Annotated in this window: 18 protein-coding genes; 6 read left to right on the forward strand and 12 right to left on the reverse strand. The window is 69.3% G+C overall.

Features of this window, described 5'->3' with window-relative positions:
- Together AB0L60_RS00005 and AB0L60_RS00010 are read right to left on the reverse strand one after the other, a co-directional pair.
- Positions 1 to 125: biotin carboxylase N-terminal domain-containing protein (locus AB0L60_RS00005; protein WP_364606660.1), on the reverse strand; the 125-nt coding region annotated here is incomplete at its 3' end.
- A gap of 200 nt (positions 126 to 325) precedes the next feature.
- Positions 326 to 1,225 (reverse strand): sulfurtransferase, encoded by a 900-nt coding sequence (locus AB0L60_RS00010; protein WP_364606663.1) that lies wholly within the window; start codon positions 1,223 to 1,225, stop codon positions 326 to 328.
- Between the two features lie 165 nt (positions 1,226 to 1,390).
- Between AB0L60_RS00010 and AB0L60_RS00015 the strand changes: the two genes are divergently transcribed.
- Complete coding sequence (locus tag AB0L60_RS00015) at positions 1,391 to 2,194, forward strand: transcriptional regulator (RefSeq protein WP_364605120.1); 804 nt, start codon at positions 1,391 to 1,393, stop codon at positions 2,192 to 2,194.
- Here the strand turns inward: AB0L60_RS00015 and AB0L60_RS00020 are convergent.
- The 6 genes from AB0L60_RS00020 to AB0L60_RS00045 form a co-directional block, all read right to left on the reverse strand.
- The gene (locus tag AB0L60_RS00020) at positions 2,138 to 2,779 is read right to left on the reverse strand and encodes a nucleoside triphosphate pyrophosphatase (protein ID WP_364605122.1); all 642 of its coding nucleotides are present in this window, start codon (positions 2,777 to 2,779) and stop codon (positions 2,138 to 2,140) included. The two genes, AB0L60_RS00015 and AB0L60_RS00020, sit on opposite strands and share 57 nt — an antisense overlap.
- A gap of 6 nt (positions 2,780 to 2,785) precedes the next feature.
- On the reverse strand, positions 2,786 to 3,103 hold the full coding sequence (locus AB0L60_RS00025) for an acyl-CoA carboxylase subunit epsilon (protein ID WP_364606666.1): 318 nt from the start codon (positions 3,101 to 3,103) through the stop codon (positions 2,786 to 2,788).
- 213 nt (positions 3,104 to 3,316) lie between these two features.
- Positions 3,317 to 4,954, reverse strand: coding sequence for an acyl-CoA carboxylase subunit beta (locus AB0L60_RS00030; protein WP_354830132.1), 1,638 nt, complete (start codon positions 4,952 to 4,954; stop codon positions 3,317 to 3,319).
- Between the two features lie 246 nt (positions 4,955 to 5,200).
- A complete protein-coding gene (locus tag AB0L60_RS00035; protein ID WP_364605124.1) occupies positions 5,201 to 6,379 on the reverse strand; it encodes a beta-propeller fold lactonase family protein in 1,179 nt (392 codons plus the stop codon).
- A gap of 174 nt (positions 6,380 to 6,553) precedes the next feature.
- On the reverse strand, positions 6,554 to 7,894 hold the full coding sequence (lat, locus tag AB0L60_RS00040) for an L-lysine 6-transaminase (protein WP_364605126.1): 1,341 nt from the start codon (positions 7,892 to 7,894) through the stop codon (positions 6,554 to 6,556).
- A 101-nt stretch (positions 7,895 to 7,995) separates the two neighbouring features.
- Positions 7,996 to 8,448 carry an Lrp/AsnC family transcriptional regulator gene (locus AB0L60_RS00045; RefSeq protein ID WP_040855781.1) on the reverse strand — a complete coding sequence of 151 codons (453 nt, stop codon included), beginning with the start codon at positions 8,446 to 8,448 and terminating at the stop codon, positions 7,996 to 7,998.
- Between the two features lie 58 nt (positions 8,449 to 8,506).
- Between AB0L60_RS00045 and AB0L60_RS00050 the strand changes: the two genes are divergently transcribed.
- Positions 8,507 to 10,036, forward strand: coding sequence for an aldehyde dehydrogenase family protein (locus AB0L60_RS00050; protein WP_364605129.1), 1,530 nt, complete (start codon positions 8,507 to 8,509; stop codon positions 10,034 to 10,036).
- A 24-nt stretch (positions 10,037 to 10,060) separates the two neighbouring features.
- Here the strand turns inward: AB0L60_RS00050 and AB0L60_RS00055 are convergent, their stop codons facing one another.
- Together AB0L60_RS00055 and AB0L60_RS00060 are read right to left on the reverse strand one after the other, a co-directional pair.
- A complete protein-coding gene (locus AB0L60_RS00055; protein ID WP_364605131.1) occupies positions 10,061 to 10,921 on the reverse strand; it encodes an SDR family oxidoreductase in 861 nt (286 codons plus the stop codon).
- Positions 10,918 to 11,877, reverse strand: coding sequence for a patatin-like phospholipase family protein (locus AB0L60_RS00060; protein WP_364605133.1), 960 nt, complete (start codon positions 11,875 to 11,877; stop codon positions 10,918 to 10,920). Before AB0L60_RS00060 ends, AB0L60_RS00055 begins: the two co-directional genes overlap by 4 nt.
- Before the next feature lie 69 nt (positions 11,878 to 11,946).
- Between AB0L60_RS00060 and AB0L60_RS00065 the strand changes: the two genes are divergently transcribed.
- Entirely contained in the window at positions 11,947 to 12,555 is a 609-nt protein-coding gene (locus AB0L60_RS00065) for a TetR/AcrR family transcriptional regulator (RefSeq protein WP_364605135.1), read from the forward strand.
- 4 nt (positions 12,556 to 12,559) lie between these two features.
- On the opposite strand, the gene AB0L60_RS00070 is transcribed toward AB0L60_RS00065, so the two are convergent.
- The gene (locus AB0L60_RS00070; protein WP_364605137.1) at positions 12,560 to 13,105 is read right to left on the reverse strand and encodes a histidine phosphatase family protein; all 546 of its coding nucleotides are present in this window, start codon (positions 13,103 to 13,105) and stop codon (positions 12,560 to 12,562) included.
- 109 nt (positions 13,106 to 13,214) lie between these two features.
- On the opposite strand from AB0L60_RS00070, the gene AB0L60_RS00075 reads away from it, so the two are divergent.
- The 3 genes from AB0L60_RS00075 (at position 13,215) to AB0L60_RS00085 (ending at position 19,599) form a co-directional block, all read left to right on the forward strand.
- A complete protein-coding gene (locus AB0L60_RS00075) occupies positions 13,215 to 18,080 on the forward strand; it encodes an ATP-dependent helicase (RefSeq protein WP_364605139.1) in 4,866 nt (1,621 codons plus the stop codon).
- Between the two features lie 6 nt (positions 18,081 to 18,086).
- A complete protein-coding gene (locus AB0L60_RS00080; protein ID WP_364605141.1) occupies positions 18,087 to 18,854 on the forward strand; it encodes a DNA-formamidopyrimidine glycosylase family protein in 768 nt (255 codons plus the stop codon).
- Positions 18,855 to 18,960: 106 nt separating this feature from the next.
- The gene (locus tag AB0L60_RS00085; RefSeq protein WP_364605143.1) at positions 18,961 to 19,599 is read left to right on the forward strand and encodes an NAD(P)-binding domain-containing protein; all 639 of its coding nucleotides are present in this window, start codon (positions 18,961 to 18,963) and stop codon (positions 19,597 to 19,599) included.
- Here the strand turns inward: AB0L60_RS00085 and glpD are convergent.
- The gene (glpD, locus tag AB0L60_RS00090; RefSeq protein WP_364605145.1) at positions 19,581 to 21,317 is read right to left on the reverse strand and encodes a glycerol-3-phosphate dehydrogenase; all 1,737 of its coding nucleotides are present in this window, start codon (positions 21,315 to 21,317) and stop codon (positions 19,581 to 19,583) included. The genes AB0L60_RS00085 and glpD overlap by 19 nt on opposite strands.
- Between the last annotated feature and the right edge of the window lie 72 nt (positions 21,318 to 21,389).

A 21,389-nucleotide genomic window follows, 5' to 3' on the forward strand; every position in this document is an offset into this window, starting at 1 on the left:
GGTTCGGCGTATACGGCCACACTGGCGATACCGGCGTCCTTGGCGGCCCGGATCACACGCACGGCGATCTCGCCTCGGTTGGCTACGAGGACCTTTGTGATCTGCGCGTTGGCATGGTTGGGCACTGAGCCTCCTGTGCTCTGGATACTTTCGTCTGTCGGCAGTGTAGGCATCGTGCCAACAATCACCGAACCGAGGATAGGGCTACCGAAGAGTAGGCCCGAAGAGTGAGCAATGCGACTCTTCGAACGGTCTTTTTTAGAACCTGTTCTACCAGACTCTCCCGCGACCTTCCCCTGTGCATACCCCGGGAGGGGCGCGGGCGTTACGAGCTTGCCACGACCGCGGGCGGCTCGCCGGGTTCTTCGCCGATCACGATGGGGGCGCCGACCGCATTGGCCCACTCGGTCCAGGAGCCGTCGTAGTTACGCACACCGGGCACGCCCAGCAGATACGTCAGCACGAACCAGGTCAGCGCGGACCGTTCGCCGACTCGCGAGTAGACCAGCGGCGCGACGCCGGTGACCACCGCGCCGTAGATGACATCGAGCTCGGCCCGCGGCCGGAAGCGGGCGTCCGCGCCCACCGAGGAGGTCCACGGAATATTGACAGCGGTGGGAATGTGGCCCGCGCGCAGCGCCTGTTCCTCGGGGCGATCGAGAACGACCAGCTCGCCGGTGTACTCGTCGAACCCGCGCGCATCGATGAGCGGGCCGCCGAAGTGCGCGAGCACGTCCTGACGGAACGCGCGGGCGGACTTGTCGTCACGATCGGCCACCGGATAGTCGCCCAGCCCGGCCGCGGGCACCTCGAAGGTGGTGTCGCGAGCCTCGGAGATCCAGGCGTCGCGGCCGCCGTCCAGCAGGCGCACGTCCTCATGTCCGAAGAGGGAGAACACCCACAGGGTGGCGGCCGCGGTGCCATTGGACTTGTCGCCGTAGATGACCACGGTGTCGTCGCGCTCGATGCCCTTAGCCCGCATCAGTTCGGCGAAGGCCACGCCGTCGACGACGTCACGGGTGCGGGAATCGATCAGCTCGGTGCGCCAGTCGATCTTGATGGCGCCGGGCACATGCCCGATGTCGTATAGCAATATGTCTTCGTTGGACTCGATGATCTTGAGTCCCGGCGTGCCGATGTTTGCCGATAGCCACTCTGTGGTTACTAGTCGGTGAGGATGTGCGTAGGAGCCGAACGAGTGATGCGGATCCGGAGCGACGGGCACGTTGTGGTCCTTCACGCGTGGTGGGTTAGGTATTGGCGGTTCGAATCTCGACACCGATCGTAGGCATGTGGCGGTTACGTAACTCGTTTCAGATCACGAATCGGATGATTGAGCGAATTAAGCGCAGCTTCATCCGATAAAGTCTCTCGAGAGGAGGGGTGAGCTATGTCCGATTCTTGGCCGCGACGGCGACTGCTTGCGATCCTACGTGGCGCCAGCGAGCCTCTCGACGCCCAGGAACTGGCGCGCGTCACCGGACAACATGTGACAACGGTGCGTTTTCATTTGGACGTCCTAACCCGGGAATCGCTGGTCCGCCAATTTCAGCAGCCGCCGCGCGGCCGCGGTCGCCCGCGCATCGGCTATACCGCTGTACAGCGATCGGTGGGTTATCAGGAATTGGCGCAGGTGCTCGCTGATCAGCTGGGCAGCGATCCGCGCCGCCGCTCCGAGGCCGCCATCGCGGCCGGGCGCGCCTGGGGCTCGAAACTGGAAGCGGCGGACCAGCCCGTCGAAACGCTGGAAGACGCCAAGGACCTCACCGTCACGCTGATGTCGGAGCTCGGCTTCGCCCCTGAACGCGACCAGGCCGGCGAGACCGAAGAGTCCACCCTGATCCGCATGACCGCCTGCCCGCTACGCGAACTGGCCCGCACCCACTCCGAGGTGGTGTGCGGCGTGCACCTGGGACTCATGCGAGAAGTACTGGACCGCAACGGCGGCCGCGAGAGCGTGACCGTGCGCCTACACCCGTTCGTGGAACCCGAACTGTGTGTCGCCCGTCTGGAACTACTACAGGGGCGTCCCGGCGAGGCCGGGCGCGAGGAGGGTCAGGCCGAGTCCGGCGAGCCTCGACTAGCGCCCTCGACCGGCCGCATCGCACCGCAACTGCGGACCGCCACCGAACCGCAGCTACGCGCGGCCACCGACCCACAGCTGCGCAATTCCGACGCCTACTTCGGCCAGTAGCCGGCGCACGAGCGGCAGGCCGATACCGATCACACTCGACGGATCACCGTCGATCTTGTCCACGAACCAGCCGCCCAGGCCGTCCAGGGTGAAGGATCCGGCCACCTGCAGCGGTTCCCCCGTCGCGATGTACGCGTCGAGTTCATCGGGTTCGGGCTTGGCGAAATGCACCGTGGTGGAACTACAGTCGGCCGCCTCGGCGGTGACCTCACCGGCACGCAGCCGCAGCACGCAGTGCCCGGTGAGCAGATCGGCGCTCCGCCCGGCCATCTCGGCCCAGCGCGTGCGGGCGACCTCGGGGGTCAGGGGTTTGCCCTGGAGTATGCCGTCCACGAGCAGCATCGAATCGCAGCCCACCACAACGGAATCGGCGAAGGCGGGATCGGCCGCCAGCTGGCCGGCGATCTCACGTGCCTTGGCGCGGGCCAGTTCGATGACGACACGATCGGGTGCGGTATCCGCGGGCAGCGCCGCGACCACCGCGTCCTCGTCCACATGGGACACCCGCACGACCGGCTCGACGCCCGCATTGCGCAGGACGCCGAGCCGGGCCGGAGATTGAGACGCTAGTACGAAGACGGTCACAGGCCGTCAGTCACGCCGGTGCGACAGCGCCGGAAAAGCGTAGGGCGAGAAGGGCGAAGAGCCGCGGTGCATCAGGGTCGGCACACCCCAGTTGTCGGCCGGGCCGGTCTCGGCCGGTGCGGCCGCGGCGCTCGCGGACGCGGCGGCGAACACGGTGAGCAGGGCGGCGAGCTCGAGGTCGGTCGGGTTGCCCTTCAGGACCCGGATGACCGGGTCGGTGCTCGACGCTGCGACCTCGGTGAGGGCCGTGTCGACGGCGTCCGCCAGTTCATCGACGGTTGCTAGATCCAGTTCGGCGGCGCGCAGTACTTCTTCATCGGCCATGGTCGTCACAGCGCCAGTCCTCCTGTCCGTTCGCCGCAGGGTGTGCGGCGCGTTCGTGGCCCGTGTTTGTCCGGCCGCAAACGGTATTCGTTACAACCCTCGACGGCGAGGGCCATTCCTGAACATCTTCGCTCGGATGAGGCGATCGTGCGCGGTACGAGACCTTTGTCCCATTCGACAGTGTGCGCCCCACACACCGCGCATATCGCATTATCAGAGCGGAATGTTGCCGTGCTTCTTCGGCGGCAGGGACACCATCTTGCGTTCCAGCAGCCGCAGCGCCGACACGATCTGGCCGCGGGTGTGCGAGGGCGGGATGACCGCGTCGACGTAGCCGCGCTCGGCCGCCACGTACGGGTTCACCAGGGTGTCCTCGTACTCGTTCTGCAGCTCCAGGCGCAGTGCGTCGACGTCGTTGCCCTCGGCGGCCGCGGTCTGCAGCTGCTTGCGGTAGACGAAACCGACGGCGCCCGAGGCGCCCATGACGGCGATCTGCGCGGTCGGCCACGCCAGGTTCACGTCGGCGCCCATGTGCTTGGAACCCATGACGTCGTAGGCGCCGCCGTAGGCCTTGCGGGTGATGATTGTGATCTTGCCCACAGTAGCCTCACCGTAGGCGTAGAGCAGCTTGGCGCCGCGCCGGATGATGCCGTTGTACTCCTGGCCGGTGCCGGGCAGGAAGCCGGGCACGTCGACCAGGGTGATGATCGGGACGTTGAAGGCGTCGCAGGTGCGCACGAAGCGCGCGGCCTTCTCCGAGGCGTCGATGTCGAGGCAGCCCGCGAACTGGGAAGGCTGGTTGGCGACGAAACCGACACTGCGGCCGTCGATCCGGGCGAAGCCGACGATCACGTTCATCGCGCGCTCGGCCTGGACCTCGAGGAACTCCTCGTCGTCGACCAGGCGCTTGATGACCTCGTGCATGTCATAGGGCTGGTTCGGCGAGTCCGGGACGATGGTGTCCAGCTCGAGGTCGGCCTCGGTGAGGTTCTCCTCGATGGCGCCCGCGGCGGCGGTGGCCGGGAAGCGCGGAGCCTCGGCGCGGTTGTTGCTGGGCAGGTAGCTCAGCAGGTCGCGGACGTAGTCCAGGGCGTCCTGCTCGCCGGAGGCGACGTAGTGCGCCACACCGGACTTCACCATGTGGGTGTGGGCGCCGCCCAGCTCCTCCATGGTGACCTCTTCACCGGTGACGGTCTTGATGACGTCGGGACCGGTGACGAACATCTGCGAGGTCTGGTCGACCATGACCACGAAGTCGGTCAGCGCGGGCGAGTAGACGTGACCGCCGGCGGCCGGGCCCATGATCAGCGAGATCTGCGGGATGACACCCGAGGCCTGGATGTTGCGGTGGAAGATCTCGCCGTAGAGGCCCAGGGAGACGACGCCTTCCTGGATGCGCGCGCCGGCGCCCTCGTTGATGCCGATCAGCGGGCGGCCGGTCTTGAGCGCCAGGTCCATGACCTTGACGATCTTCTCGCCGTAGACCTCGCCGAGGGAACCACCGAAGACGGTGACGTCCTGGGAGAAGATGCAGACGTCGCGGCCGTCGATGGTGCCGTAGCCGGTGACCACGCCATCGCCCAGCGGACGCTGGTTCTCCAGGCCGAAGTTCACGCTGCGGTGGCGGGCCAGGGCGTCGAGTTCAACGAACGAGCCTTCGTCCAGCAGGGCGAGGATGCGCTCGCGCGCGGTCATCTTGCCCTTGGCGTGGACCTTGTCGACCGCGGCCTCACCCATCGGGTGCTTGGCCTCTTCCAGCCGATTGCGCAGGTCAGCCAGCTTGCCGGCGGTGGTGTGGATATCAGGGGCGCCCGCCGACCCCGGCGAAGGCTGCTGCTGGACACTCGTCATGACGGGGAGTGTAACCAGTACCAGACCCCCTTCGTAATCCAGACGGGGCTACTCGCGAGTACGGTTATTGGCTACCCGCCAGTAGAAAGCCGCAGGTAGAGAGCGCGATTCGAGCACCGCACCGGCTCGACTCGAACGCTGTTCAATAGCAAATTCCCCCAGTCATCCCGGCTCGGTTTTGGCCGGGTCCACACACCGCGGGCCGGCGGGATTCCGGGCCCCACGCGCCTCGGAAAGCCGAGGGGCTCAACGCATGACGCCGGTGTGGCCGGTCGAATATCTGCCCGGCTGGGGCCAGATGGTGAGACCGTGCGGGCCGCGGCCGACGGGGATGCGCGCGAGCAGCTTCCACTCGACGATGTCGATGGCGTAGACCTCGCTGTTGTTGCGGCCCGAGACCCAGAAGACGCGGCCGTCGGCGGAGAGATTTCCCATATCCGGGCTGCCGCCGCCGGGGATCCGCCACTTGCTCGCCAGCTGTCCGGTCGCGAAGTCCAGGACCGAGATGCTGCCCTCCTTGCGGTTGGTGATGAGCATCTGCTTGGAGTCGCGAGTGATGTAGAGACCGTGGGTGCCCGCGCCGGTTGCGATGAAGCCGGTGTTGTCGAAGGTCTCGGCGTCGAAGACGTAGATGCCGTTGGCCATCATGTCGGCCACGTAGAAGGTGCGGCCGTCGGGTGCGAGCTTGACGTCCTGCGGCATGCCGGAGCGGCCGCCGGGCAGGTCGATCATGCGCAGCAGGCGCAGTCCCGCGATGTCGACCACGGCCAGGCGCCCGCCGAATTCGCAACTGACCAGGGCGGTGCGGCCGTCGGCGGTGAAGTCCATGTGGTTGACGCCCGGGCAGTCGGGGACCGCGATGTCGTGCAGCTTCTCCCAGCTGTGCGGGTCGTAGAAGTCCAGGGAGCGATCGGCCTCGGCGACGACGAGGGCGTACTTGCCGTCCGGGGTGAAGTACATGTTGTACGGATCGCGGACCGGGATGGGGTCGCCCGCCTCGCCGGTGCGGGGGTCGATGGGCAGCAGGCTGCCGCTGCCGATGGGGAGATCGTTGTTGGCGTAGAGCATCTGCATGTCGTAGGAGGGGACGACGTGCTGGGGTTCGCGGCCACCGGCCGGATAGGTGTCGATGACCTCGAAGGTGTCCGGGTCGATGACGGTGATGGTGTTGGATTCGCTGTTGGGGACGTAGACACGGGTGGGCTGATCGGCCACGGCGGGGCTGAGTTCGCGGGTGGCCGCGTAGACGTCGTTGGGCGAGAGTGGCGGCGGCATGCCGGGTAGCAGGTCCGGCGCCGCCGCCGCACCGGGCGGGGTGGCCGGGGGCGCGGAAGGGCGCGGCACGGTGACCGCACCACCACTCGAGCAACCGGCCAGCATTGCGATGGAGATGACCAGACCCAGACGTGCACGGCGCGCGATCACAGGGTGCACCGTGCCATGGCGGCATTGCGGTGAGCTGACATGTCGTCGAATAGTAGGCGGCGACATGGAGGTTCGCGGCGCGATCACGGAGTGTCGCTGCGCGCCACGCGGTTCGGACAAAAGCGACTATTCAGCAAACACGGGCAACTCGGACGCAACCGGTCGGGTTGCGGCTCAGGCCAATACGCGTCCGAGGGCGTCCACAGCCTCATCCAGCTCCGCCTCGGTTACCGTCAGCGGCGGCCGGAACCGAATGCCACGCTCGCCGGTGCCGAGGATCAGGACGTGCTCCTGCTCGCGCAGCCGGTTCACCACTTCGTTGCGCCGCTCCGGGGTGGTCAGGGTGATGGCGCACATCAGGCCGCGACCGCGCGGATCGGTGACTTCCGGATGGGCCGTGGACAATTCGGTCAGCCGGGTGAGCAGGTACGGGCCCAGCTCCCGGGCCCGGCCCACCAGATCCTCGTGCTCCATCACCTCGAAAACCCGCCGGGCCCTGACCATGTCGGCCAGATTGCCGCCCCACGTGGAGTTCAGGCGCGAGCCGACATGGAAGACGTTGTCGGGCACCTCGTCCACCCGGCCGCCCGCCATGATGCCGCAGACCTGGGTCTTCTTGCCGAAGGCCACGACATCCGGTTCGAGGCCGAGCTGCTGGTAGGCCCACACGCTGCCGGTCATGCCGACACCGGTCTGCACCTCGTCGAGAACGAACAGCGCGTCGTGCTCGTGGCACAGCTGCTGCATCGCGCGCAGGAACTCCGGGCGCAGATGCCGGTCGCCGCCCTCTCCCTGAATCGGCTCGGCAATGAAACACGCTATGTCGTAGGGGTTTTCGGCGAATACGCGGCGCGCCTGGTCGAGCGCGTGCCGCTCTGCGGCCTCGATGTCGGGATGATCGGGTCCGACATACGGGGTGTCGATCCGGGGCCAGTCGAACTTGGGGAAGCGCGCGGTCTTGACCGGGTCGGTGTTGGTGAGCGAGAGCGTGTAGCCGGTGCGGCCGTGGAAGGCTCCGGTCAGGTGCAGCACCTTGGTGCCGAGTTCACCTGGGCGCCCGTGCATTTCGTTGTGGCGTGACTTCCAGTCGAAGGCGGTCTTGAGGGCGTTCTCGACGGCGGGGCCGCCGCCGTCGATGAAGAACAGGTGCGGCAGCCGCGGATCACCGAGCACGCGCACGAAAGTGTCCACGAAGCGCGCCATTTCGACGGTGTAGACGTCGGAGTTGCTGGGCTTGTTGAGCGCGGCCGCGCTGAGGCCGGCCAGAAAGGGCTTGTCACCCAGCAGGGCGGGGTGGTTCATGCCCAGCGTCGAAGACGCGAAGAAGCCGAACATGTCGAGGTACGCGGTGCCGTCGCGGGCGTCCACGAGCCGGCGGCCGCGGGACTCGCGCAGGTCCAGTACCAGGTCGAAGCCGTCGGCGAGAATGCTCCCGGCGAGGATCTCATGCACCCGGGCGGGGGTGACAAGGGTGGTTTCGGCGGCCGCCCCGAGCCGATCGAGTTCGAGGGTCACGTCACCCAGCGTAAATGAACTTTTACGGCCATGCCGGTAAGTTCCGGAATAATTACGCCCGTGACCGGCGCGATACCTGAATGTCTGCGGCCGCTGCGACCTTACTTGTCATAGAATGTCTGCAAAATGATGGTGCTTCTCGTCCGGACGTTGGCCGTCGCTCGGATCTCCTGCAGCAGCTGCTCCAAGTGCCTGGGCGAGGCCACCCGCACCATGAGCATGTAGCTCTCATCGCCGGCGACCGAGTGACACGCTTCGATACCCGGAATGTGCTGGAGCAGTGCGGGTGCGTCATCAGGTTGAGACGGGTCGAGAGGAGTTATCGCGACGAAAGCCGACAGCATCTGGCCCAGCGCCTCGGGATCGACATTCGCCGTGTAGCCGCGAATCACGCCCCGCGCCTCGAGCCGCCGCACCCGCGACTGCACCGCGGAAACCGAAAGGTTGGCCTTCTCCGCCAGATTGGACAGGGTGGCGCGACCATCGGCAATCAGCTCACGGATCAGCAGTCGATCGATGTCGTCGAGTACAAGTTTCGCCGGTGTATCCGCCATCAGCGAAGGCTAACGCAGCGAACCGAACTCGGTGCCGGAACCCAACCTGGAGCATGTAATGAGTCACGCACTGTCAGACGGGGTGACCCGTGAGCTCCGTGAGCAAACGGAGAAGTTGCTGCAACGCCTCGGTGTCGAAACGCCCCAACCGGGTGAACTCTCGGCCCGCACCCCGATCACCGGCGACGAGCTGATCACCCTGCGCGCCAGCGATTCCGCCGCGGTCGACGCCGCCATCGCCCGCGCCGAGACCGCCTTCCGGAGCTGGCGCACGGTACCGGCGCCGCAGCGGGCCGCGGTGGTGCGGCGGCTGGCGGCGCTGCTCACCGTGCACCGCGACGAGCTGGGCGAACTGGTCACTGTGGAGGCGGGCAAGATCGGCGCGGAGGCGCGCGGCGAGGTCCAGGAGATGATCGATATCTGCGAGTTCGCCATCGGGCTGTCGCGGCAGCTGTACGGGCGGACCATGCCGTCGGAGCGGCCCGGGCACCGGCTCATGGAGACGTGGCATCCGCTCGGGGTGGTGGGGGTCATCTCGGCGTTCAACTTCCCGGTCGCGGTGTGGGCCTGGAATACCGCGGTCGCGCTGGTGTGCGGGGACACCGTGGTGTGGAAGCCGTCGGAGGCGACGCCGCTGACCGCGCTGGCCTGTCACACCCTGCTGCGCCGGGCGGCGCGGGAGGTGGGCGTGGATCCCGAAGTGCACCAGCTGATCCAGGGCCCGGCGGCGATCGGCGAGCAGCTCGTGGACGATCCGCGGGTGGCACTGGTGAGCGCGACGGGGTCGGTGCGGATGGGGCAGCAGGTCGCACCGCGGGTGGCGGCGCGGTTCGGTCGCTGCCTGCTGGAGCTGGGCGGCAACAACGCCGCGATCGTCACCCCCTCGGCGGATCTCGACCTGGCCACGCGCGGAATCGTTTTCGCGGCGGCGGGCACCGCGGGCCAGCGGTGCACGACGCTGCGGCGGCTGATCGTGCAGGTGGATGTGGCCGGGCCGCTGCTGGATCGGATCTCGGCGGCGTATCGCCAACTGCGCGTGGGTAACCCGCTCGAGGAGGGCGTTCTCGTCGGGCCGCTCATCACCGAGCGGGCCTACGACGGCATGCGGGCGGCGCTGGAGCGCGCGCTGGCCGACGGCGGTGAATTGATCTGCGGTGGTGAGCGTATCGAGGGGCCGGGCGAGAACGCCTTCTACGTCCGCCCGGCCCTGGTACGCATGCCCGCGCAGACCGCGGTGGTCCGGGAGGAGACCTTCGCGCCGATCCTGTACGCACTCACCTACCACCGCCTGGACACCGCCATCGAGCTGCACAACGGTGTGCCGCAGGGACTTTCGTCGTCGATCTTCACCCGGGACCAGCGCGAGGCGGAACGGTTCCTGGCCGCCGACGGGTCGGACTGCGGCATCGCCAATGTCAATATCGGCACCTCGGGGGCCGAGATCGGCGGCGCGTTCGGCGGCGAGAAGCAGACGGGCGGTGGCCGGGAGTCCGGGTCTGACTCCTGGAAGGCGTATATGCGCCGGGCCACCAATACCGTCAACTACTCCGCCGAATTGCCGCTGGCGCAAGGCATTCGGTTCGAGTAGCACCCCTCGGCCCCGCCGGACCACCTATACCTCGGGCCGGTCTTCCTCGGCGGCGATCGCGCGCACCTGTTCCTCGTATCGCGCGCGCACCTGCTCGTCGGCCGGGTGCAGCGCCCGGTCGCCGTTGCAGAGCCTGCGCACCAGGCGGACCGCGGGCTCGGGCGCGGCGGCCAGCGCGACGTCGATGGGGGCCAGGTAGTTCGGGACGGCGACCTCGGCGCGGCGGGTGCGCACGGTCCCGAGCACGGCCTCGGCCACGTCCTCCGGGTCGACGGTCGGCATGCCGCCGCCCAGCGCCAGGCCCGAGGACAGGCGGGTGCGTACGGCCGACGGCATGACGCAGCTGACGCTGACGCCGTGCGGCGCGAACTCCAGACGCGTGGCGGCCGACAGGCCCACGGCGGCGAACTTGCTGGCGTTGTAGACGGCCAGGCCCGGGATCGGGATCTTGCCGGCCAGCGAGGCGACGTTCACCACGTGGCCGTGGCCGCGCTCGATCATCCCGGGGACGACGGCGCGCATGCCGTGGATGAGGCCCCAGACATTGACGTCCATGGTGGTGTGGCCCACCGCATCCGGTTCGTCGAGGAAGGCGCCCGCGGGCATCACGCCCGCATTGTTGACCAGGATGTCGACCGGACCGAAGTCGGCGACGACCTTGTCCCACTGGGTCCGGTCGCGCACGTCGAGCTCGAAAGCCCTGGCGTCCAGGGTGTCCGCGGCCGTCTGCGCGGCGGCGGTGTCCACATCGGCGATGGCGACCCGCGCACCCTTGCTCGCGAAGAGCTCGGCGGTGCACTGGCCGATGCCGCGGCCCGCGCCGGTGATCAGGACCCGGGCGCCGGTCAATTCGATGGCGGGATAGCGGTTTCCGAAGAGGCTCATCTGAACTCTCCCTGTTCGACCTGGCGGCGGGTGCTGCCCAGGCTGTGTTCGAAGGCGCCGAGACGGCGGCGGCCGTCCATGAAGTTGGGGCCCATGACCGCGAGATCCCCGGCCGTGGCGTCGATGCGCAGCACCCGCACGCCACTGGCGCGCAGCAGGGCGATCTCGGCATCGAGCTTCTCGCTCATCCGGTTTCGCAGCTGACGCTCCAGGAAGTGGCCGGGGCCGGTGACCGGCAGGCGGCCGGTGGAGGCCATCGGGGCGATCACCACGACCTCGTCGAGGCCGGCCGGGATGAGCAGGTCGGCGGACGCGGTGGAGGCCGCGCCGCCGTCGATGAACCGGCGGCCCGCGATCGGGACGGCCGGGAACCAGCCGGGCACCGCCCACGAAGCGCGCAGGGCCGCACCGAGATTCGCGTCCGGTGCGGACGGGGAGCCGAAGGCCACCCGCTCGCCGCTGGCATTGTCCATCGCCACCAGCCAGGTCGCCGGGTGCTGGACCCAGTCCCGGCCGGGGTTCAGCCGCTCGGCCAGTCGCTGGAGCCAGGCCGGGTCGCCGCCCCCCTGCGGCAGCAACCCACTGCCCGCGGTGAGCAGGGCGTGACCGTTGCCAGGACGGGCCAGCAGTTCCCGGACCGCGCGGCCGGGCGCGCCCAGGCGCGGGCGCGGCAGCGGCGGGAATCGTCCGGGCTCCGAGCGCATGTGGTCGGTGAGGATCGGGTTGGTGGCGGTGCCGCGCTGCATGGCGACCAGGTCGTCGACCCCGATGCCGCTGCCCAGCATGGTCAGCGCCTCCGCGCCCGCCGAGGTGCCGATCATGACGTCGGCGATGCGCGGGTCCCAGTCGAGCACGTCCCGTACCGCGGCCAGCGCGGCGACGATCCAGGCCATGCCGACCGTGCCGCCGCACCCGATGGCCAGGCCACGTCGCTGTGACCCGTTCCTGTTACTCATGGTTTCGCAGACTAGCAGTTTTCACATACCGTCGGTATCTCAAATCCTGGAGTACATAGAATCGTGGCCATGGCACGACTGACCAGGACCGAGAGCCAGGCGCGCACCCGCGCGGACCTGCTCGCCACCGCGCGCGAGATGTTCCTGACGGACGGATATGCCAAGACCAGCCTGGAACGGGTCGCCGAGGAGGCCGGGTACTCCAAGGGCGCGGTCTACTCGAACTTCCGGACCAAATCCGCGCTCTGCCTCGAGGTGCTGGCGCTCATCCACGAGACCAAGTTCACCGAGCTGAGCGACCTGCTCGCCGGCGAGGACGACCTGGAGGCGCGGATGGAACGCTTCCAGGGCTGGGCCGAGCGCACACTCGGCGATGTCGGCTGGACCCTGCTGGAATTCGAGTTCGCCATCGTGGCCCGCGACGACCCGGATCTGCAGGCCGCGCTGGTCTCCAGCCTGAGCATGATGCGCGGCGCGGTCGCGGTTCAGCTGCAGGCGCTGGCCGACTCCATGCACCTGACCCTGCCCATCTCGGCCGAGGACGCCGCGACCACGCTGCTGAGTCTGGGCCTGGGCCTGGGCATTCAACGCGCCGTGGACCCCGGGATCTCGGCCCGCCTGATCACCGACGCCGTGCGGGCCATGCTGGCCGCCGCGCAGCGCATTCCGCAGAGCTAGCTGGTCACGAGCGGAAGTGGAGCGTCCATTCGCCCCGATAGTGCAGCCGGGTGACGGTGACGGGCGGAACATCGATGCGCCAGAAGGACTTTGCGGGCGCGTCGAGGGTGACCAGCAGCGCGGCGCGGATCACCGCGGGATGTGTGACGGCAATGGTGGGTTCGCCGTCGAGGGCGATATCGGCGAGCCATTCGCCGGTGCGCTCGATGACGTCGACCACCGCCTCGCCGCCGTGACCGCGGAAGCCCGGGTCGGTCAGCCAGAGATAGAGGTCTTCCTTGGGCACGGACATGAGTTCGCCACCGCGCCAGGCCCCGGCGTCGAGATCGCGTAGTCGATCGTCCTCGTCGCCCATGAGCCCCATGAGGGTGGCGGTTTCGACGGTGCGGCGCTCGGGGGCGGTGATCACCCGGGCGGCGGTCAGGCGGCCGCAGGCGGAGACCGCGCGGCGGCCCGCTTCCGTGAGGGGTTCATCGACCGGGAATCGTGCTCTGCGCATCGCCTCGGTCATACCGTGACTGACCAGGTCGAGTCGGAGCACCTTCTGCACGGTCCGAAGCCTACGCGCGGGATCTGGAGGCGTATCGCGATGCCGTGTATGACGGGGTTGCCCCCACAGATTGGCGGAGTCTGTCGGTGCGCGGGTGCAGACTGGGGCCATGCATCGGTTCTCACCCGCTACCAGAGAGTGGTTCGACGGTGCGTTCCCCGCGCCGACGGCCGCGCAACTGGGGGCGTGGGAATCGATCGCGGCGGGGCAGCACACGCTGGTGATCGCGCCCACCGGGTCGGGTAAGACGCTGTCGGCGTTTCTGTGGGCCATCGACCAGTTGGCCACCCGGGAGCCGGCCGAGGGGCCGCGCAAGACGTCGGTGCTCTATATCTCTCCGCTCAAGGCGCTGGCCGTGGATGTCGAGCGGAACCTGAGAGCGCCGCTGGTCGGGATCACGCAGACGGCCAAGCGTTTGGGTGTGGCAGCACCGGAGATTCGCGTGGGGGTGCGTTCCGGTGACACCAGCGCCGCGGATCGGCGCACCATGCAGCGCACGCCGCCGGACATTCTGATCACCACGCCGGAATCGCTGTTCCTCATGCTGACCTCGGCGGCACGGGAGACGCTGAGCGGGGTGCACACGGTGATCGTGGACGAGGTGCACGCCATCGCGGGCTCGAAACGCGGTGCGCACCTCGCGCTTTCACTGGCGCGACTGGACCTGCTCCGCTCCGCCTCCCCGCGCCTCGAACGTCCGGCACAGCGGATCGGGCTGTCGGCGACGGTGCGTCCGCCGGAGGAGGTGGGGCGGTTCCTGGTCGGGAGCGCGCCCATCACCATTGTCGCGCCGCCCGCGCCCAAGACCTTCGACCTGTCGGTGCGGGTGCCGGTGCCCGATATGACCGAACCCGATGCGGGCGCGGAGGATTCGGATCAACCGGGCTCGATCTGGCCGCACGTGGACGAGGCCATCGTGGATCTGGTGCTCGAGCACCGGTCGTCGATCGTGTTCGCGAATTCGCGGCGGCTGTCGGAGCGGCTGACGGCGCGCCTGAACGAGGCGTATGCGGCGCGCATCGGCGAGGCAGTGGACACCGAGCACGCGCCGCCCGCCCAGCTGGGCGCGTCCACGGAGGTGATCCACGGCGCCACAACGCTTCTCGCGCGCGCCCATCACGGGTCGGTGAGCAAGGAGCAGCGGGCGCTCATCGAAGACGACCTCAAGAGTGGGCGGCTGCGCTGCGTGGTCGCCACCAGCAGCCTCGAACTCGGCATCGACATGGGTGCGGTCGAGTTGGTGGTGCAGGTGGAGGCGCCGCCGTCGGTGGCCTCCGGGTTGCAGCGGGTGGGCCGGGCCGGGCACCAGGTGGGTGAGATCTCGCGGGGCGTGATCTTCCCCAAGCACCGCACCGATGTCATCCACTGCGCGGTGGCGTCCCTGCGCATGACGGCGGGGCAGATCGAGCAACTGCAGGTCCCCACTCACCCGCTCGACATCCTCGCCCAGCAGACCGTGGCCGCCTGCGCCCTGGAGCCGATCGACGCCGATGCCTGGTTCGACACCGTCCGCGGCACGGGAAGCTATGCGGCGCTGCCCCGTTCGGCCTACGAGTCGGTCCTGGACCTGCTGGCGGGACGCTACCCCTCCGACGAGTTCGCCGAACTCCGGCCGCGCATCGTGTGGGACCGCGACGCGGGCACCCTCACCGGCCGCCCCGGCGCGCAACGGCTGGCGGTGACCTCGGGCGGGGCGATTCCGGACCGCGGCCTGTTCCCGGTCTTCATGGTGGGCGAAAAAGCATCCCGCGTCGGCGAACTCGACGAGGAGATGGTCTACGAGTCGCGGGTGGGCGATGTCTTCGCCCTGGGTGCGACGAGCTGGCGGATCGAGGAGATCACCTTCGATCGAGTGCTGGTGACACCCGCTTTCGGGCTCCCCGGCCGGCTTCCCTTCTGGCACGGCGATTCCCTGGGCCGACCCGCCGAATTGGGCGCGGCGCTGGGTGAATTCGTGCGCCTCGCCGGGCAGGCCGTCGAACAGCACCGCGCGGCCGGGCGAGGCACGGCCGAGCCCCAGACGGCCGGACCGAAAGCAACCGGGAAATCCAAGGGGCGGGCCCCGGTCGAATTGGCACAGGCCCTGGCCGAATTCGCCGCGGGTCACGATCCCGAAGCCAAGGCGGAGGACTCTCCGAAATCCGCTGCTTCGAAAGCACGCGCCTCGAAAACCGCCGGGCGCAAGCCAACGCCGGAATCCGAACTCGAGCGGGTCTCGCGGACAGCGGGCCTGGACGAGAACGCGACCGGGAATCTGGTGGCGCTGCTCGCCGAACAGCGGGAGGCCACCGGGCAGCTGCCGACGGACAAGACGCTGGTGGTGGAGCGGTTCCGGGACGAGCTGGGTGACTGGCGGGTGGTGTTGCACTCGCCGTACGGGCTGCCCGTGCACGCGCCGTGGGCGCTGGCGGTCGCGGCCCGGCTGCGGGAGCGGTTCGGGGTGGATGCCGCGCCGACCCCGTCGGACGACGGGATCGTGGTGCGTCTGCCGGACACCACCGACGATCCGCCGGGGGCCGAGCTGTTCGTGTTCGAGACCGACGAGATCGACGATCTGGTGACCGAACAGGTCGGCGGCTCCGCGCTTTTCGCGTCGCGATTCCGGGAGTGCGCGGCGCGGGCGCTGCTGCTGCCGCGCCGGGATCCGGGCAAACGCGCGCCGCTGTGGCAGCAGCGGCAACGGGCGGCGCAGCTGCTGGACGTGGCGCGCAAGTTCCCCGAGTTCCCGATCCTGCTGGAGACCGTGCGGGAGTGCCTCCAGGACGTCTACGACCTGCCCTCGCTGCGGGACCTGCTGGGCCGGGTGGCGCGGCGGCAGATCCGGCTGGTCGAGGTGGAGACGGCCACGCCGTCGCCGTTCGCGAATTCCCTGCTGTTCGACTACATCGGGCAGTTCATGTACGAGGGTGACAGCCCGCTGGCGGAGCGGCGGGCGGCGGCGCTGTCGCTCGATTCCAGCCTGCTGGCGGAGCTGCTGGGCCGGGTCGAGCTGCGGGAGCTACTGGATGCCGGGGTGCTGGCGCAGACCGAGCGGGAATTGCAGCGGCTCACGCCCGAGCGGCAGGCGCGGGATCTGGAGGGGCTGGCCGATCTGCTGCGGCTGCTGGGCCCGCTGACGGCCGCGGAGGCGGCCGAGCGGTGCGTGGCGGAGCCGCGCGAGTGGTTCGCGGAGCTGGTGAAATCGCGCCGGGCGCTGGAGGTTTCCTTCGCGGGGTCGCAGTGGTGGGTGGCCATCGAGGACGCCTCGCGGCTGCGGGACGCGCTCGGCGTGCCGCTGCCCATCGGGGTCCCGGCGGCCTTCGTCGAGCCGGTCGCCGATCCGCTGGGCGATCTGATCGGCCGCTACGCGCGCACGCACGGGCCGTTCACCCTGACGCAGGCGGCGCATCGTTTCGGGCTGGGCCCCGCCGTGGCGGCCACCGCGCTGCACCGCCTCTCGCTCGAGAAGCGGGTGGTGGAGGGCGAATTCACGCCCGGTGCGGCGGGCGCGGAGTGGTGTGACAGCGAGGTGCTGCGCCGCCTGCGCCGGCGCTCGCTGGCCGCCGCCCGCAAGGAGGTGGAACCGGTGGCGACCGCCGCGCTGGGCCGCTTCCTGCCGTCCTGGCAGCATGTCGGCTCCGGGGAGCTGCGCGGCGTGGACGGCGTCGCCGCGGTGGTGGAACAGCTTGCGGGCGTGCCGATTCCGGCCTCGGCGTGGGAATCGCTGATCCTGCCGCTGCGGGTGCGCGACTACTCCCCCGCCATGCTGGACGAGCTCATGGCCACCGGCGAGGTGATCTGGTCGGGGCACGGGTCGATCACCGCCAAGGACGGCTGGATCGCCCTGCATCCGGCCGAACAGGCGGGACTGACGCTGCCGCCGCCCGATGACATCGATCTCACCGAGCGGCACATCGGGCTGCTGACGACCCTGGGGGCCACCGTGATCGGCGGCACCGTCGATGCGGCCGCGCGGGTCGCGGGGGCGGAGGGCGAGGAGCCGGTCGGCACCACGCTGCCGAAGGGTGAATACCAGGTGGTCGCGGGCAATACCGGGGGCGCGTACTTCTTCCGGCAGCTGGTGGACAGTGCCGGCTCCGACGACGAGGCCACCGTGACGACCGCACTGTGGGATCTGGTGTGGGCCGGGCACATCGGCGGCGACACCTTCGCGCCCGTGCGCGCCCTGCTGGCGGGCACCACCCGCACCACCACCGCGCATCGGACGCCGCGCCGGGCCCCACGCGGGCGGATGTACCTGCCGCGCACCGGAATGCCCGCCCGCACCGCCTCGCCACAGGTGGCGGGCCGCTGGTCGCTGCTGCCGGAACGGGTGGCCGACACCACGATTCGCGCCCACGCCACCGCCGATGTGCTGCTGGAGCGGTACGGCGTGCTGACTCGTGGCTCGGTGCAGAGCGAAGGCGTGCCGGGCGGATTCGCACTCATGTACCGGGTGCTCACCGAGTTCGAGGATCGCGGCCGCTGCCGTCGCGGATACTTCGTGGATTCGCTGGGCGGCGCGCAGTTCTCGACCACCGACGTGGTGGACCGCCTGCGCTCCTTCGACACCGATCGCACTCGTACGGCGGGCGATGGCTTCTCGCCCCAGCCGGTCGGCATCGCGGTGGCCTTGGCGGCCTGCGATCCGGCGAATCCGTACGGCGCGGCGCTCCCCTGGCCCAAGGCGGCGGCCGAGGGGGCGGGACACCGTCCCGGGCGCAAGGCGGGTGCGCTGGTGGTCCTGGTCGACGGCGAACTCGCGCTGTATCTGGAGCGCGGCGGCAAGACCCTGCTCACCTTCACCGAGGACCCGGCGGTGCGCACCGCCGCGGCCACCGCCCTGGCCGCCCTGGTCCACGACCGCCGGGTGGACTCCCTGGTCATCGACCGGGTGAACGGGGAATCGGTGCACGGCAACACCTTCGCCGGCTTCCTCACCGAGGCCGGTTTCGCGACGACCCCGAAGGGCTTCCGGCTACGGAGCCGCCCGTGAGCCCGCATGCCTGAGGGCGACGCGGTCTTTCTCACCGCCAACCGGCTCCGAAAAGCCCTGGCGGGCAAGGTGCTGGCCCGCAGCGACTTCCGGGTGCCCAGATACGCGACCCTCGACCTGAGGGGCCGGGAGATCGAGAGCGTCGGGACCTACGGCAAGCACCTGTTCGTCCGCACTCCGGACCTGAGCATCCACACCCATCTCGAGATGGAAGGCGAGTGGCGGGTCTATGCCCCCGGACAGCGGTGGACCAGACCGGGTTTCACCGCGCGCCTGATCCTGGCCACCGCGGACGCCGAAGCCGTCGGCTTCTCCCTCGGCCTGGTCGAAGTCCTGCGCCGCCCCGACGAACACACCGCGACCGACCACCTGGGCCCCGATCTGCTGGGCCCGGACTGGGATCCCGCCGAGGCGGTCCGCCGCCTGTCCGGCGACCCCGGCCGCCCCATCGGCCTGGCCCTGCTCGATCAGACCAACCTCGCCGGGATCGGCAATATCTACCGCAGCGAAGTCTGTTTCCTCCGCCGCGTCCATCCCGCCACCCCGGTCGGCGAGATCGAGGACCTGCCCGCCCTGGTCGACGAGGCCCACCGTGTCCTGGTCAAGGCCGCCCACGAACCACCTTGGCGCGCACAGGCATACGGTCGTCAGCACCGCCCCTGCCCCCGCTGCGGCACGCCCCTGGTCGTCCATCTGCTCGGCGACGACGCGAACCCGACCCGCGCCGAACGCGGCATCTACTTCTGCCCCCGGTGCCAGCCGCCCCACCGCTGACCGCTCGCGGCCGCCGGGCCGTGTCCCGGTATCTCACGCGACAGGCATGATTCGTCGCTGCCGGAATGCGTTACCGGGCCCGGTTTCCGGGCCTATGGTTGCGGGCATGAAAATCGCAATCCTGGGCACGGGGGCGGTCGGGCGGACATTGTCGGCGCGGTTGGTGGAACTGGGACATGACGTGGTAATCGGGACCCGGGATGTCCAGGCCACGGAGGCGCGGGAGGAGGAGCCGTTTCCGGCGCCGCTGGCCACGGCGGCAGCGGCGGCGGCCGGGGCGGAATTGATCATCAACGCGACGGCGGGGCAGGCCAGTGTGGCCGCGCTGTCGGGCGCGGGGGCGGCGCAGCTGGCGGGAAAGGTGGTGGTGGACATCTCGAATCCGCTGGACTTCTCGCTCGGTTTTCCGCCGTTTCTCGCGATCTGCAACACCGATTCGGTCGGCGAGCAGGTGCAGCGGGCGTTTCCCGAGGCGCAGGTGGTGAAGACGCTCAATACCGTCACCGCCGAGGTGATGGTGCATCCGGAGCGGGTGGCGGGCGGCGACCACACGATCTTCGTCTCGGGTGACGACGCCGAGGCCAAGGAGACCGTGAGCGGCCTGCTGCGCGAGTTCGGCTGGCGCGACATCATCGACCTGGGCGATATCACCACCGCCCGCGGCACCGAGATAATGCTGCCGCTGTGGGTGCGGCTCATGGGCGCACTGGGCACCACCGAGTTCAACTACAAGTTGGTGCGCTGAGCGTCCAGCACTTCCCGGCGCGCCTCCGGGGCCACCAGGCGCAGCGCGTCGGCGGAGGCGTCGTCGGGCTGGGTCTGGGAGTCGATCTCGGCCCGGACCCGGGCGGTGTAGATCGCCACCTCCCGCTCGATATCGGCCTCCGACCAGCCCAGCACCGGGGCCACCAGCCGCGCCACCTCGTCGGCGGAATCGACACCGCGGTGGGCGTATTCGATGGAGATGCGGGTGCGCCGGGCCAGGATGTCGTCCAGGTGCAGGGCGGCCTCGGCGGCGGCCGCGTAGACGGCCTCCACCCGCAGGTAGCCGGGTGAATCCGTGATCGGTTGCAGCAGATCGGGTTTGCCGTCGGCGAGGCCGAGCACCTCGTCGATGAGGGAGCCGTAGCGGTTGAGCAGGTGCTGGATCCGGTACGGGTGGACGCCGTACTTCTCGGCCAGGTGCGGGGTCTGGTTCATCAGCGCGTGATAGCCGTCCGCGCCCAGCAGTGGCACCTTCTCGGTGATGGTGGGCGGCACCCGCTGCGGAATGTACTGCGCCGCTTCGTCGACCGCGTCGTAGGCCATCACCCGGTAGGTGGTGTACTTGCCGCCGGCGATGGCGACCAGGCCGGGGGCGATGCGGGCCACCGCGTGTTCGCGGGACAGCTTGGAGGTCTCGTCGCTCTCCCCCGCCAGCAGCGGCCGCAGACCCGCGTAGACGCCGGTGATATCGGCCTGGGTGAGCGGGGTGACCAGTACCTTGTTGACTTGTCCGAGCAGGTAGTCGATATCGGATTTGGTGGCAGCCGGGTGTGCGAGGTCGAGGTTCCAGTCGGTGTCGGTGGTGCCGATGATCCAGTGGTCGGTGTTCCAGGCGATGACGAAGAGCACGGACTTCTCGGTGCGCAGGATGAGCGAGGTATCGCTGGCGATGCGGTCGCGCGGCACCACGATGTGCACGCCCTTGGACGCGCGCACATGGAATCGGCCGCGTTGCTGTGCGAGCGACTGGATTTCGTCGGTCCACACGCCGGTGGCATTGATGACGACATTGCCGCGCACCTCGGTGGTGCGGCCGTCCTCGGTGTCGCGCGCCTTGATGCCGACCACTCGGTCCGCCTCCTTGAGGAAGCCGACCACCTGCGTGGAGGTGCGGATGACCGCGCCGTAGTGGGCGGCGGTGCGGGCCACGGTCATGGTGTGGCGGGCATCGTCGACGACGGTGTCGTAGTAGTTCACCCCGCCGGTGAGGGCGTCGCGCTTCAGGCCGGGGGCTTGCCGCAGCGCGGCCGAACGGGTCAGATGATGCTGTCCGGGAACGGATTTCGCGCCGCCCATGGTGTCGTAGAGCACCAGGCCCGCGGTCACGTAGGGACGCTCCCAGCCGAGGTGGGTGAGCGGGTAGAGGAATTTCAGCGGCTTCACCAGGTGCGGCGCCAGCGTGGACAGCGCCAGCTCGCGCTCCCTGAGAGCCTCACGGACCAGCCCGAATTCCATCATCTCCAGGTAGCGCAGACCGCCGTGGAACATCTTGGAGGAGCGGCTGGAGGTACCGGAGGCCAGGTCGCGGGCCTCGACCAGGGCGACCTCCAGGCCCCGGGTGGCGGCGTCCAGCGCGATTCCGGCGCCGACCACGCCGCCGCCGATGGCGATGACGTCGAAGGTGTCCTTGCCGAGCCGCCCCCAGGCAGCCTCACGCTGCTCGGGGCCGAGGAACTGCGATCGCGATTGATTCATCATGCGAGACTCCTCCGGGCTAATTTTCGGCTACCCAGCGCTACCGTAGCCCACAGTAGTAGGCCCGGTCGGTTA

Source organism: Nocardia sp. NPDC051981 (assembly GCF_040680715.1).
In the GTDB taxonomy this organism is placed as follows: domain Bacteria; phylum Actinomycetota; class Actinomycetes; order Mycobacteriales; family Mycobacteriaceae; genus Nocardia.

What these genes read in the sequence shown, in the direction of transcription:
- AB0L60_RS00015 (WP_364605120.1), top strand. Translation starts at nt 1,391, where the DNA reads ATGTCCGATTCTTGGCCGCGACGGCGACTGCTTGCGATCCTACGTGGC.
- AB0L60_RS00025 (WP_364606666.1), bottom strand. Translation starts at nt 3,103, where the DNA reads ATGGCCGATGAAGAAGTACTGCGCGCCGCCGAACTGGATCTAGCAACC.
- AB0L60_RS00030 (WP_354830132.1), bottom strand. Translation starts at nt 4,954, where the DNA reads ATGACGAGTGTCCAGCAGCAGCCTTCGCCGGGGTCGGCGGGCGCCCCT.
- AB0L60_RS00045 (WP_040855781.1), bottom strand. Translation starts at nt 8,448, where the DNA reads ATGGCGGATACACCGGCGAAACTTGTACTCGACGACATCGATCGACTG.
- AB0L60_RS00050 (WP_364605129.1), top strand. Translation starts at nt 8,507, where the DNA reads ATGAGTCACGCACTGTCAGACGGGGTGACCCGTGAGCTCCGTGAGCAA.
- AB0L60_RS00055 (WP_364605131.1), bottom strand. Translation starts at nt 10,921, where the DNA reads ATGAGCCTCTTCGGAAACCGCTATCCCGCCATCGAATTGACCGGCGCC.
- AB0L60_RS00060 (WP_364605133.1), bottom strand. Translation starts at nt 11,877, where the DNA reads ATGAGTAACAGGAACGGGTCACAGCGACGTGGCCTGGCCATCGGGTGC.
- AB0L60_RS00065 (WP_364605135.1), top strand. Translation starts at nt 11,947, where the DNA reads ATGGCACGACTGACCAGGACCGAGAGCCAGGCGCGCACCCGCGCGGAC.
- AB0L60_RS00075 (WP_364605139.1), top strand. Translation starts at nt 13,215, where the DNA reads ATGCATCGGTTCTCACCCGCTACCAGAGAGTGGTTCGACGGTGCGTTC.
- AB0L60_RS00080 (WP_364605141.1), top strand. Translation starts at nt 18,087, where the DNA reads ATGCCTGAGGGCGACGCGGTCTTTCTCACCGCCAACCGGCTCCGAAAA.
- AB0L60_RS00085 (WP_364605143.1), top strand. Translation starts at nt 18,961, where the DNA reads ATGAAAATCGCAATCCTGGGCACGGGGGCGGTCGGGCGGACATTGTCG.
- glpD (WP_364605145.1), bottom strand. Translation starts at nt 21,317, where the DNA reads ATGATGAATCAATCGCGATCGCAGTTCCTCGGCCCCGAGCAGCGTGAG.